Consider the following 13,118-nt stretch of genomic DNA (forward strand, 5'->3'; position numbering starts at 1 on the left):
TTGGGACAGGGTAAATTCAAAAAGGGACACCATTATTTGAATTGGGGACGGGGTTTTTCTAGAAAAACCCCGTCCCCAACTACGGCTAAAAATTAATTCTTCCCTGCAGCCAGATATCGCCCTTGAAACGCCGGCCTACAGCGGGTTCGCCTGTTACCTTCTTCACGGGCACACAGATATCGAATTGCAGCTCATTTACGTCCAGCTTCATGATATACAGCTGTTCTTTTGTATCCTCATTTTCTATTGTATGTATTTCCAGTATCTCTCCCAATATGGAATAACAGTCGCACTCTATTCCAAACGGCATAAAGCATGTGTCTACAATACTGAATACATCTTCTGTTATGAGCCGTCTTGATACTTTTGAGTAAATATCTATATCATCCAGTGTCAGGCTCTCCATTGCTGCCTGGTCGCCGCTTTTTGCGGCGCTTAGAAGCATCATCCTGTTTCTGGATTCTTCCTGCCTTTTCTTCTCGGATTCGGCATTTTTTAATACGGGAAGGAGTATTGTCCCTTTGTTGCAGAGCCCGGAAAGTGTTACGGAACCGTATTTCACTTTCTTTCCCGCTATCTGCTTTTCCTTGATAAATTCTACTGAATTCTGCAGATAAAATATCAGGCTGATGCCCACTTTGACATCCTCGCAGATTCCGACATAGGCTTCTTCACCCATTCTCCGCTCTACGACCACATCTGCGTAAGATGTCAGCCCGCTGCCGATAAAGTATGGATAATAATACTGCCGTTCAAAATGTTCGTTGATATCCATATCTCCGCAGACGGAGACGCCAATTCCGGCGCCGCATTCCCTCTGGTACTCGCAGAAATCCAGTTCATTTTCTACTTCTACCAGTTCATGATGGGTAAATGTATCCTCTGCTTTTTTCAGGAATTCATTCAATTGTCTCTTTGAAGTTATATTGCCATATCCTATGGCCCGTAAATATTTATGCATGGGTTCTTCCTTACAATTTGAATGTTTTATTTCTTTTCAATCTTTTTCATTCCACCCATGTACGGCTGCAATACTTCCGGTATGCGGACAGAGCCGTCTTCCTGGAGATTGTTCTCCAGAAATGCGATCAGCATTCTAGGTGGCGCTACTACTGTGTTATTTAAGGTATGTGCAAAATACTTGCTGTCTGTTCCTTTTACACGGATACCAAGTCTTCTCGCCTGTGCATCGCCAAGGTTGGAACAGCTTCCTACTTCAAAATATTTCTTCTGTCTCGGTGACCAGGCTTCTACATCACATGATTTTACTTTCAGATCGGCAAGATCTCCGGAGCAGCACTCGAGTGTACGTACCGGTATATCGAGAGAGCGGAATAAATCTACTGTATTCTGCCACAGTTTATCATACCATGTCTTGCTCTCTTCCGGCCTGCAGACAACGATCATCTCCTGTTTCTCAAACTGATGGATTCTGTATACACCACGCTCCTCAATGCCATGCGCGCCTTTTTCCTTACGGAAACATGGTGAGTAGCTCGTCAGTGTCTGCGGAAGCTGGTCTTCTGAAAGCATCGTATCTATGAATTTACCGATCATTGAATGTTCACTTGTTCCTATAAGATAAAGGTCTTCGCCTTCTATCTTGTACATCATGGAATCCATTTCAGCAAAGCTCATAACACCGGTCACTACATTACTGCGGATCATAAATGGCGGAATACAGTAAGTAAATCCGCGGTCGATCATAAAGTCTCTTGCGTATGTGATCACTGCAGAGTGAAGTCTGGCAATATCGCCCATGAGATAATAGAAGCCGTTTCCTGCAACTTTTCCTGCACTCTCAAGATCTATGCCGTTGAAGTTCTCCATGATCTCCGTATGATACGGAATTTCAAAGTCTGGCACCACAGGCTCGCCGTACTTCTGTATTTCTACATTTTCGCTGTCGTCTTTACCGATCGGAACAGAAGGATCAATGATATTTGGAATACTCATCATGATCTTCTTGATCTTTTCTTCTACCTGCTTTTCTTCAGCTGACAAAGTCTCCACCCGGTCAGCATTTTCCTGTACTTTTTTCTTGAGTTCTTCTGCCTCCTCTTTTTTTCCCTGAGCCATGCACGCGCCTATCTGTTTGGAAATTTTATTCCTGTCCGCGCGCAGCGCCTCAACTTCCTGTTTAATATCTCTATTCTTCTGGTCTAATTGTAATACCTCATCTACTAGAGGAAGTTTATCATCCTGAAATTTCTTTTTGATATTTTCTTTCACTATATCCGGATTATTTCTTACAAATTTAATATCTAACATAATTCCACCTCATTATTCTTCTTTATTTTTAATCTTTATCAATAATGTCTTTTATTTCTTTATCGTAGGATTCGCTGAAGATAGCTCTGTCAAGTGCCTCTGCCTCTTCTTCCGCCAATTCTACATAACTTTCGCCCTTGACGATCTCTTTAATATAAGTGTAACAGCCTTCTCTGCTGTGCATTGCGTTTATCACCCAGCCGTTGTTGTTGCCGTCCAGCATGGCCAATGCAAAACTGAGCTTACCTCCCATCTCGTTGAACGCGTCATACTTGATGATACCGAGCTTCTGATAGTCGCCTTCCATCTTTTTGTTGATTTCCCGTATATCCTGACGGTTCTGCTTTGTAACTTTAAGTATTGTATCTATCTCCGCAAACTTGTCTTTAAAGCCTTCTTCTAAAGTTTTGCCATCTTTTCCTCTCATAAACGATGCATAGCTGCTTTTTAACCGGTTATACTTCATGGTGACGTTTACATATAATATAAACAATACGATAAACAATATCAACATAAAGATGAAGATAAAAGCCGGGTCGATTCCTAATGCATTTAGTATCTTACTTTCCATAAATGTCTATTCTCCTTTGTTGACGCTCATCATTAAATCGAACACACGTTCTAGTTCGCTGTCCGAATAATATTCTATCTCTATCTTACCTTTTCCTTTTCCTTTAGATGCTATACTTACTTTAGTACCCATTACTTCTTTTAATTTTTCGGCCAGATCTGTATATACAAACTGATTTTCAATTATTTTCTTTTCCTTTGGTTTTTTAGGATTTTTAAGTTCTTTGATCAGTTTTTCAGTCTCCCGGACACTCAGCTTCTCATCAAATATTTTATTTGCCAGTATATATTGCTGTTCATGGTCATCTATCGCAAGAAGAGCCCTCGCGTGTCCTGTTGAAATCATATCATCTATGATCATCTGCTGTACTTTCTCATCCAATTTGAGAAGGCGCATAGAATTTGTAACAGCTGTTCTGCTCTTTGAAACTCTTTCAGCTACTTCATCCTGCTTTAAGTTAAATTCTTCCAAAAGCTTTTTAAATGCCATGGCTTCTTCAATTGGATTCAGATTTTCCCTCTGTATATTCTCTATAAGGGAAATTTCCACAATTTCCTGTTCTGTATAGTCTTTTACAATAACCGGCACTTCTTTAATGCCTGCCATCTTGGCAGCCCTCCATCTTCGCTCCCCTGCTATTATTTCAAAATAATCTTTTCTTTTTCTTACAAGAAGCGGCTGGAGTACACCAAACTGTTTTATGGAATCAGCCAGCTCTAACAATGCATCCTCTTCAAAATTTTTACGCGGCTGCTCTCTGTTTGGCTCTACCATATTTATCTTCATCGTTCGCTCCCCTGTGTCTGATTTATTATCTTCCAAGGGGGTACTCGTATTGGTCGTAGTTGTTTTCAGGGGTTTGTCTGGGATTAAGCTGTCAAGTCCTTTGCCAAGCCCTTTCTTTTTTACTGCCATATTGTCCTCCATACTAATTATTTTTTATTCATTACCTCTTCAGCCAATTTCATATAGCTTTCCGAACCTGCGGACTTCGGATCATATTGGCTTATCGGCATTCCATAGCTTGGAGCCTCTGCCAGACGTATATTTCGCGGTATGATCGTCTTATATATTGCCTGTTGAAGGTTATCTTTAACGTTTTCCACTACCTGCAATGACAAATTAGTCCTTGCATCATACATTGTGAATACAACTCCCTCTATTTCAAGTCCAGGATTCAGACGTTCTTTCACGAGTTCAACCGTATGTATCAGCTGACTTAGCCCCTCTAACGCATAATATTCGCATTGAATTGGTACTAATACTGTATCTGCAGTCGTCATGGCATTGATCGTAAGCATACTTAGCGACGGCGGACAATCGATAATAATAAAATTATAGTTATCCCTGATATCTTTAATTGCTTCTCTTACAATAAATTCCTTTTCTTCTACCCCGATCAATTCTATTTCAGCCGCAGATAAATCTATACTAGTAGGTAATATATCAAGATTTTCAAGTGCTTCTTTCTGTAAGACCTCTTCTACATCAGCTTCTCCGATAATCAAATCATAAATTGTTTTTTCTACCGTTTCCTTATCTAATCCAAGCCCACTCGTCATATTTCCCTGTGGATCCATGTCCACAGCAAGAACCTTCTGGCCCTTTTCTGCCAGACAGGCGGACAGATTGATAGCTGTTGTAGTCTTTCCAACTCCACCTTTTTGGTTGGCAATGGCTATAACTCTTCCCATTTTAATCACCTTTCTGTTTTTTGCATAGATTTAGTATACCACCTTTTTGTTATTATATCTACTAAATGTTTCACGTGAAACATTTTATTTTTGTTTTTATACATAAACTTTATATGATTGAATATTATATGTCTGTCAAAGTTATATTGTATATGTTTTATTTGGTGACATGCTGTTTTAAAATGTTTCACGTGAAACATTTTCACTTTTAAGCTTTATCTATCAGTCCTCTTGTAGTATAATATTTATATGAGTAAACTAAATCAATTAACTTAAATAAGTTTATTCCTACAAGAAACAAGGGGACGTTATTTCAAAAAAAGAAAGTGGGGTTAATATGAGCTGGAAAAAGAAACTCGCTGCAGGAACAGCTTTAACCGGGGCTGCTGCTGTTACAATACACATGATAAATAAGTTTATTTACTTTTCTGCTACATTAGATGATTTATTAAGTAATCCATCTGGTTCTTATTATGAATGGAGATTCGGTAAAATATATTATACAAAAAAAGGAGAAGGTAAGCCGTTACTCCTAATTCATGATTTAACTACATACAGTTCTGCATACGAGTGGAACAAGACCGTCGATGAATTATCAAAAAAATATACTGTTTTTAGTATTGATCTGCTTGGCTGCGGACGTTCAGATAAACCTAATTTAACATATACCAATTATATGTATGTCCAGTTAATTACTGATTTTATTAAACATGTAATTGGTGATAAGACAGATGTAATAGCGACAGGAGAGTCAGGCTCCTTTGTTTTGGCTGCTTGTCAGAATGATAGTTCAATAATTGATCAGATAGTGCTGGTCAATCCTGCAAGTATAGAGCTTCTTGGTAAAATACCTACAAAAAGAAGTAAATGTTTGAGCTGGTTTATAAATACTCCTATCCTGGGTACATTTGTTTATAATATGCTCACCAAACGTAAGGATATTGAAGCCCTGTTCCAAATGGATTACTTTGATGATTTTGACAACATTGACGATGATATTATACGTACTTACTATGAGTCTGCTCATTCGGGAAATGCATCATCAAAATATTTGTTAGCAAGTATTTTAGGATATTACACTACAATAAATATACCTCATTGCCTGGAGTCTTTATCTAACAGTATATATATAGTTGCAGGAAAATCTAATCAAGATAATATTGATTTTGCAAATGACTATAAAGATATACTTCCTTCTATTGAAATTGTTGAAATGGATAATACTAAATATCTTCCTCAACTGGAGAAACCAGATGAGTTTCTTGAACAGTTAAATATACTGTTATCATCAGGAGAATAAATAAAAAGTATAAAACAAAAAACAGCCCGTGAATAAGTTATTCATATTCACAGGCTGTTTTTTATGACTGATCATTTTAATGGTTCTTTTGACGGAAGTCCCGCTTTTCTCGGATATCTTTTAGCTGTCTGCCTTTCTTTTTCAATAATAACAAATGACCTTCCTATATCTGTTCCGGGCAGTTGAAACTTCACTGTATCTTTAATACGGCCGCCTAATAATGCTGCTGCATTTCTGGAATCTTCCTTTTCGTTTTCTACATCTCCGGACTTATATGATATAAATATACCCCCTATCCGTATATATGGTATACAATATTCAGACAAAGTGGCCAGGTTCGCAACGGCCCGTGATACACATAAATCATACATTTCTCTGTATTCTTTCTGCTTTGCGTAATCTTCAGCCCGGCCATGTATTGTTCTGATATCTTTAAGTCCTGTACGCTCAATTACCGTATCTAAAAACCGGATTCTTTTATTCAGGGAATCCAGTAACGTTATATTCAGATGAGGAAATGCAATCTTCAACGGTATGCCGGGAAATCCGGCTCCGGTTCCTATGTCAATGACACTGTGGATTTTATCTATTTCTATCGCTTTCACAAGAGAAAGACTGTCCACAAAATGTTTTTCTACCACTTCCTCATACTCTGTGATCCCTGTCAGATTCATTACTTTATTCCACTCTATAAGCAGATCATAAAACTGTTCAAATTGTTCTTCCTGCCTGTCATTAATAGAGATATTCAGTTCCTGAAGTTTCGTTTTTAATATTTTACTCATCTATAAACCCCTATGCATTAAGATAAACTAATAATACGGATATATCAGCAGGAGACACACCCGAAATACGAGACGCCTGGCCTATAGATACAGGCCTGTACTCTTTTAACTTTTGAACTGCCTCTATGCGGAGACTTTTTATATCATCGTAGTCAATATTTTCAGGTATCTTTCTTTTTTCCAGTTTTTTAAACTGCTCTACCTGTTTTTCCTGTCGTTTGATATAACCGTCATATTTGATAGAAATATTTACCTGCTCTATAATTTCTTCTTCCAGTCCTTCCGGAAATACAGGACGTTTTTTGTCAATTGGACGCAGCGCTTCATAAGACAGCTCCGGACGGCGTATGAGTTCTGCAAGAGTGGTTCCTGAATTTAAAGGTGTACTGTCATACTCTCTAAGTATATCCTGTACCTGTTCATTTGCCCCGACATTTACATGATTCACACGCTCTATCTCTTCTGTGATCCACTTTTCTTTCATAAGAAAATGTTCATAACGTTCTTTTTCTATAAGTCCGGCCTCATATCCGAGCTTTGTAAGCCGCCTGTCGGCATTATCCTGCCGCAGAAGCAGCCGGTATTCCGCGCGTGATGTCATCATTCTGTATGGCTCCCGGCTTTCCTTTGTCACAAGATCATCAATAAGAACGCCAATGTAAGCCTGTGAACGGTCTATGACCAGCGGTTCTTTTCCCTGCAGCATCCTGGCCGCATTTATGCCGGCTACAAGGCCCTGCGCCGCCGCCTCTTCATAGCCGGAACTTCCATTAAACTGGCCGCCGCTGAACAGACCTTTAATGTTTCTGAACTCTAATGAAGGTTTCAACTGTCTCGCATCTATGCAGTCGTATTCAATTGCATATGCATTTCTGACGATCTTAACATTTTCAAGTCCAGGTACGGTACGATACATTGCATATTGAACATCCTCCGGCAGAGAACTGGACATTCCTCCGATATACATTTCATTTGTCTCAAGCCCTTCCGGTTCTATAAACACCTGATGCCTGTCCTTATCCGCAAACTTGACTACTTTATCCTCAATGGACGGACAATATCTCGGCCCGGTTCCTTCTATCATTCCTGAATAGAGAGGTGACCTGTCAAGATTCGCCCGGATAATATCATGCGTTTTCTTATTTGTATAAGTGAGCCAGCACGATACCTGATCTATCTGTATGTCCTCCGGATCTGTCGTAAATGAAAATGGCACGATCCTTTCATCGCCAAACTGTTCTTCCATTTTACTGAAGTCAACTGTATTTTTGTCAATTCTGGCGGGAGTACCGGTTTTAAACCGATACATCCTGATACCAAGTTCTTTCAGACATTCCGTTAAGTAATTAGCCGCCTGGAGACCATTCGGACCTGTATTCTGACTTATATCGCCATATATACAACGCGACTTCAGATATGTCCCCGTACAGAGAATGACAGCTCTACAGCGATAGACAGCGCCTGAATAGGTCTGCACTCCAATCACTTTATTATCTTCTGTCAATATATTCACAACTTCCGCCTGTTTAATCTCCAGGCGGTCCTGATTTTCCAGTACCTGGCGCATCGTTCTGCTGTAATGAAGCTTATCTGCCTGTGCGCGGAGAGAATGGACGGCAGGACCTTTCGACTTATTCAGCATTTTTGACTGTATAAAGGTTTTGTCGATGACTTTCCCCATCTCACCGCCAAGCGCGTCAATCTCTCTCACTAGATGGCCCTTTGAGCTTCCTCCGATATTTGGATTGCACGGCATCAACGCTATACTGTCTACACTTACCGTAAATACTATAGTGCAAAAGCCAAGTCTGGCGGCAGCAAGAGCCGCCTCACAGCCCGCATGTCCCGCACCGACAACAACTACATCGTATTCATCATTATTTTCCCATACAGAATTTGCTGAATATTTCATTTATCAAATCTTCTCCCATCGTATCTCCGGTAATATCACCAAGCGATTTATATGCATCTAACAAGTCAATTGAATAAAAATCTTCCGGCATTCCCATATCAATACTATCTATCACTTTCTGTAAAGAACCGCCGGCATCCTGTAATGCTGCCTTATGTCTGACATTTGTAATATAGATTTCATCATTAAATGAAAGATTTCCTTCAAAAAACATATTTTTTACAGCTTCTTCAAAGTCTGCAATTCCGTTCTGATTCTTTGCAGACACTTCTATTACTTGTATTTCTTTGCTTTTACTTATATTATTATTTGCAGGATTACTTGCATTATAAACATCTTTTATTTTTTCCTTCGTTATTATCATATCTAAATCCGTCTTATTTAGCAATATAATAGCTGGTTTTCCATATATCATTTTCAAAATCTGTCTGTCATTTTCATCAAGCGGCGCAGACGCATCAATTACATATAAAATCAGATCCGCCTCATCTGCATACATTTTCGCTTTATCTACCCCGATCTTTTCTACAATGTCATCTGTCTCTCTTATGCCCGCTGTATCTATTATATTAAGTGAAATACCTTGAAGGTTGATATGCTCTTCCAGTATATCACGGGTTGTCCCGGCCACCTCCGTTACGATAGCTCTTTCCTCACCGACCAGAACATTTAAAAGAGAAGACTTTCCTGCATTTGGCCTGCCTACAATAACTGTTTTTATGCCTTCCTTAATGATCCTTCCGTTATCACATGTGGAAAGCAGTTTATTAATTTCTAATAATAATTCATTTACAGCAGATCTTAATTCTTCCCCATATCCATCAACGCTGATATGCTCCGGATCATCCAGCGCTGTCTCTATAAATGCAGTGTGGTATATTATTTTATTTCTTATGTCATTTATTTTTGACTTTACATTTCCTTTTAACTGGCTGACTGAACTTTTTAACGCATACTCATTTTGTGAAGCGATCAGATCGCCGACAGCTTCAGCCTGTGATAAGTCAAGCCTGCCATTTAAAAAAGCACGTTTCGTAAATTCTCCGGGCTCTGCCGGCCTGGCCCCATTTTTGATCATAAGCTCAAGAACACGTCTGACAAGATATACGCCTCCGTGGCAGTTTACTTCCACCGTATCTTCCCCGGTATAACTGTGAGGACCTCTCATAAGCATGACAAGCACCTCGTCGATCGTCTCTTCTCCATCCTTAATATAACCGTAATGTATTGTATGAGACTTCTGAGCAGCGAGCTTCTTACCGTTCTTTCCTTCATATATCCTGTCTGCGATCATAAAAGCTTTCCCACCGCTCATGCGTACAATGCCTATCCCCGAATCAGACATAGCTGTAGAAATCGCTGCAATAGTTTGAGTTTTCACAACAATTACCTCCGTTTTCATAGGGGTCAGACCCCTTTGGCGTTAGGGGTCTGACCCCTATGAAAATATACAAAAAATAGGGGCAATTTCAACCCCTATTTTTTCTTTTTATTTATTTACGTACTAATGTCACAACTACTCTTCTGTAAGGTTCTTCACCTTCACTATGTGTGGATACTGCTGGATCTGCTTGTAAAGCTGAGTGGATGATCCTTCTTTCATACGGATTCATCGGCTCAAGAGAAACAGTTCTTCTCGTTCTCTTTACTTTACTTGCTATATTTTTTGCAAGATTTTCAAGTGTTTCTTTTCTTCTGCGTCTGTAGTCTTCTGTATCAAGCTTTACTCTTACATAGCCGTCCTGCATCTTATTGGCAACTCTGTTTGTAAGATATTGAAGGGAATCCAGCGTCTGTCCGCGTTTTCCTATAAGTATACCCATGTTTTTTCCTTCCATATCTATACTCAGCGCGCCTTCTTCATCTACTTCAGATGTTACCTTTACCCCTTCCATGCTCATGGCCTGAAGTACGTCATAAATGAATTTCTCACATGCCGCAATGGTCTCTGGCTCAACATTTGCAAGATCTGTTTCTTTTTTCTCCGCAGCTGTTTTTTCTTCTTTTACTTTTACAGGAGTATTTTCTTTTTTAAATTCTTTCTTTGCTGCCGGTTTTTCTTTCTTTACCGGTTCTGCACGTTTTACTTCTTTAAAAGACTCTTCCTTAGCAGGCTCTTCTTTTACGGGTTGTATTATCTTCTTGCGGGCTTTGATTACTGCCTGTTTCATTCCAATACCGAGGAATCCTGCGCTTCCTTTTTCAATTACCTCATAATCCAACTGATCACTTGTTACGCCTAACTGGATTAAAGCTTCAGTAATTGCATCATCCAGTGTCTTTGCCGATACAGTAATAAATTCCATAACCCTTGCCCCCTAATCGTTTTTATTAAACTTTTTCACCATGTTTGCCTTTGATGCCAGACTTCCTTCCTTAGCATTTCCGGCATTGTCACGTGCCTTCGTTACTTTTTCTTCTCTTTCTTTTTCTGTGAGACCTGAAGTACCGCGGTTTGCAGAATCTTTAAGAGTTCTCGTATTTGTCTGTGCCATCATATTTATTTTTTCAGCTTTCTCGCCTCTTTTCTGGCGTTTTTCAGCTGCTTTTTCTTTGTTCTTTTCAATAATATCTTCTACAGATGTCTTGCTTAAATGCTTATTGATAAGTACCTGCTGTACACAACGTACGACCGCACTTACGATCCAGTAAAGACCGATACCTGAGGATAAGGTAAATACCATGAACACTGAGAATATCGGCATTGTCATATTCATAGTCTTCATTGTTCCGGCCATCGGATTATCCTTGTCCATCTGCTGTCCGGATATATTCTGAGAAAGTTTGATACTCAGATACTGTGTAAGACCTGACAGAACAGGGAGCAGTATTGCTGTTATGATAACAACTGCAGGCGCTATACCGAAAGATCCGCTTTCTTTTATCATCTGGATAGGCGCCATGGTAAGATCCGGTATGGTGATGAACTTATTAACAGAAGTCGCCGCACCTTTTATTGCAGGCACATATCTCTGCATATCATAGATAACCGGGTATAAGGCAAACAGCAGAGGCATCTGTATTAATAAAGGAAGGCATCCGCCTGTCATGGATGTTCCATATTTATCATATACCTGCTGAACTTCTTCCTGCTGCTTCATCATTGAAGCCTGGTCTTTTTTATTTTTATACTTCTTCTGAATCGCCTGAATCTCAGGATTCATTACAGAGGACATCTTTGCCGTCTTCTGCTGCTTGACAGTAAGCGGAAGCATGATTGTATATACGATTATTGTATAAAATATAATTGATAAACCAATAAGGCCATTGTCTGATGGCAATATGTTATCTAACACTGTGTAGATAAAGTTCATTACTTTACCGAGTAACCACGCAATCTGTCCTACGATCGGCCAGTTTGCAGCAGTTAATAAAGTAGCTGCTGTCATTTTTCTTCCTCCATTGTAAATACAATTAATATAAATTATCAGGGTACGGGGTCATATCCACCCTTTGCAAATGGGTTACAACGCAATATTCTCCATATGGCCAGACGACTTCCCTTCCATGCTCCGTACTTTTCTATCGCCTCCACCGCATATTGTGAACATGTGGGGTAATAGATACATGTAGAATATCTTTTAAGACCAGACAGATACTTTCTATAGAATCTAATACATCCTAACAGAATTTTTTTCATAATACGTCACTCCATTAACGGGAATCATTTCCCTCATCTATAATTTCATGAAGATGTCCAAGATGGAGCAATGCGCTTACGATTTCTTTATAATTCTTTCCTTTAGCGCCTATTCTTGCTATCACAATTATATCCAATCCACATCTGAACCTGTCTTCTTGTAGTCGGTAACTTTCTCTGATCAGTCTTGTTAACCGGTGTCGTACTACACTGTTTCCTACCTTTTTACTTACAGAAATCCCCAATCTGTTGCGCTCTGTGTGATTTTCCATTACATACATGACAAGATACTTGTTAGCATAAGAAATACCCTTATTATAGACGGTCTGAAAATCCTTGTTTTTCTTTAAAGATTCGGAAAATTTCATATAGTGAATCTCCTAATTTTTAGAGAAGAAAAGGCCACATATATGCGGCCTACGCTGATAATCTCTTTCTTCCCTTTGCTCTTCTGCTTGCAAGCACTTTTCTTCCACCTGCTGTGCTCATTCTTGATCTAAAACCATGAACTTTAGCTCTCTGTCTCTTTTTTGGCTGGAATGTCATTTTCATTGATATCCACCTCCTTATATTTTACAAGGGATATACTCCCACATATTTCTAAAGACATCAGTTAAGATTATATTAAAAAAAAGCCTGTACGTCAAGCAAAAGCTGGGATTTTGTCATTTTTTTTAATTGGGGACGGGGGAATTTTAAAAAATCCCCGTCCCCAATATTTTTCCAAATTATCCACATTTTGTGGATAACCTGTGGATTTTAAGTGGATATGATGTGGATATGCAGTTTTTTTTCTCTTTTTGTTCACTGTATGCGCTATATTTTGCTTATGATAAAGTTATCCACAGGAATAATCGTTGCTTAAATAGCTATTTTGATGTAAAATGTAAAGAGCGGGTTTATGCTTAAAACCCTTTTAAATGGAAAGATTAGGAGTTTATCGCA

General features: G+C 39.1%; 14 protein-coding genes. 1 reads left to right on the top strand and 13 read right to left on the bottom strand.

All coding sequences use genetic code 11. The annotated features are described in order from the left end of the window. Nucleotides 1-85: 85 nt before the first annotated feature. From LAJLEIBI_RS17950 to LAJLEIBI_RS17970, 5 genes are read right to left on the bottom strand one after another with little or no spacing between them, the layout of a single operon-like run. Nucleotides 86-961, bottom strand: a complete 876-nt coding sequence (locus LAJLEIBI_RS17950; protein WP_006443768.1) for a DUF3881 family protein — start codon at nucleotides 959-961, stop codon at nucleotides 86-88. 26 nt (nucleotides 962-987) lie between these two features. Beyond that, nucleotides 988-2,271 (bottom strand): serine--tRNA ligase, encoded by a 1,284-nt coding sequence (gene serS, locus LAJLEIBI_RS17955; protein WP_006443769.1) that lies wholly within the window; start codon nucleotides 2,269-2,271, stop codon nucleotides 988-990. A gap of 28 nt (nucleotides 2,272-2,299) precedes the next feature. After that, complete coding sequence (locus LAJLEIBI_RS17960) at nucleotides 2,300-2,842, bottom strand: DUF4446 family protein (RefSeq protein WP_006443770.1); 543 nt, start codon at nucleotides 2,840-2,842, stop codon at nucleotides 2,300-2,302. A 6-nt stretch (nucleotides 2,843-2,848) separates the two neighbouring features. Further along, entirely contained in the window at nucleotides 2,849-3,757 is a 909-nt protein-coding gene (locus LAJLEIBI_RS17965; RefSeq protein ID WP_040435659.1) for a ParB/RepB/Spo0J family partition protein, read from the bottom strand. Between the two features lie 17 nt (nucleotides 3,758-3,774). Further along, on the bottom strand, nucleotides 3,775-4,536 hold the full coding sequence (locus LAJLEIBI_RS17970) for a ParA family protein (RefSeq protein ID WP_040435160.1): 762 nt from the start codon (nucleotides 4,534-4,536) through the stop codon (nucleotides 3,775-3,777). Between the two features lie 337 nt (nucleotides 4,537-4,873). Between LAJLEIBI_RS17970 and LAJLEIBI_RS17975 the strand changes: the two genes are divergently transcribed. Further along, complete coding sequence (locus LAJLEIBI_RS17975) at nucleotides 4,874-5,836, top strand: alpha/beta fold hydrolase (protein WP_006443774.1); 963 nt, start codon at nucleotides 4,874-4,876, stop codon at nucleotides 5,834-5,836. A 71-nt stretch (nucleotides 5,837-5,907) separates the two neighbouring features. Here the strand turns inward: LAJLEIBI_RS17975 and rsmG are convergent, their stop codons facing one another. The 8 genes from rsmG to rpmH form a co-directional block, all read right to left on the bottom strand. Further along, complete coding sequence (gene rsmG, locus LAJLEIBI_RS17980) at nucleotides 5,908-6,621, bottom strand: 16S rRNA (guanine(527)-N(7))-methyltransferase RsmG (protein WP_006443775.1); 714 nt, start codon at nucleotides 6,619-6,621, stop codon at nucleotides 5,908-5,910. A 10-nt stretch (nucleotides 6,622-6,631) separates the two neighbouring features. Continuing rightward, nucleotides 6,632-8,533, bottom strand: coding sequence for a tRNA uridine-5-carboxymethylaminomethyl(34) synthesis enzyme MnmG (mnmG, locus tag LAJLEIBI_RS17985; protein ID WP_006443776.1), 1,902 nt, complete (start codon nucleotides 8,531-8,533; stop codon nucleotides 6,632-6,634). Next, on the bottom strand, nucleotides 8,499-9,935 hold the full coding sequence (gene mnmE, locus LAJLEIBI_RS17990) for a tRNA uridine-5-carboxymethylaminomethyl(34) synthesis GTPase MnmE (RefSeq protein WP_006443777.1): 1,437 nt from the start codon (nucleotides 9,933-9,935) through the stop codon (nucleotides 8,499-8,501). Before mnmE ends, mnmG begins: the two co-directional genes overlap by 35 nt. Before the next feature lie 91 nt (nucleotides 9,936-10,026). Further along, entirely contained in the window at nucleotides 10,027-10,839 is an 813-nt protein-coding gene (gene jag, locus LAJLEIBI_RS17995) for an RNA-binding cell elongation regulator Jag/EloR (RefSeq protein WP_006443778.1), read from the bottom strand. A 12-nt stretch (nucleotides 10,840-10,851) separates the two neighbouring features. Then, entirely contained in the window at nucleotides 10,852-11,922 is a 1,071-nt protein-coding gene (locus tag LAJLEIBI_RS18000; RefSeq protein ID WP_006443779.1) for a YidC/Oxa1 family membrane protein insertase, read from the bottom strand. Nucleotides 11,923-11,960: 38 nt separating this feature from the next. Beyond that, the gene (gene yidD / locus LAJLEIBI_RS18005) at nucleotides 11,961-12,173 is read right to left on the bottom strand and encodes a membrane protein insertion efficiency factor YidD (protein ID WP_083790619.1); all 213 of its coding nucleotides are present in this window, start codon (nucleotides 12,171-12,173) and stop codon (nucleotides 11,961-11,963) included. Between the two features lie 14 nt (nucleotides 12,174-12,187). Further along, nucleotides 12,188-12,541, bottom strand: coding sequence for a ribonuclease P protein component (gene rnpA, locus LAJLEIBI_RS18010; protein ID WP_006443780.1), 354 nt, complete (start codon nucleotides 12,539-12,541; stop codon nucleotides 12,188-12,190). A gap of 49 nt (nucleotides 12,542-12,590) precedes the next feature. Beyond that, nucleotides 12,591-12,725, bottom strand: a complete 135-nt coding sequence (gene rpmH / locus LAJLEIBI_RS18015; protein WP_004607108.1) for a 50S ribosomal protein L34 — start codon at nucleotides 12,723-12,725, stop codon at nucleotides 12,591-12,593. Between the last annotated feature and the right edge of the window lie 393 nt (nucleotides 12,726-13,118).

The organism is [Clostridium] hylemonae DSM 15053, from assembly GCF_008281175.1.
Lineage (GTDB): Bacteria > Bacillota > Clostridia > Lachnospirales > Lachnospiraceae > Extibacter > Extibacter hylemonae.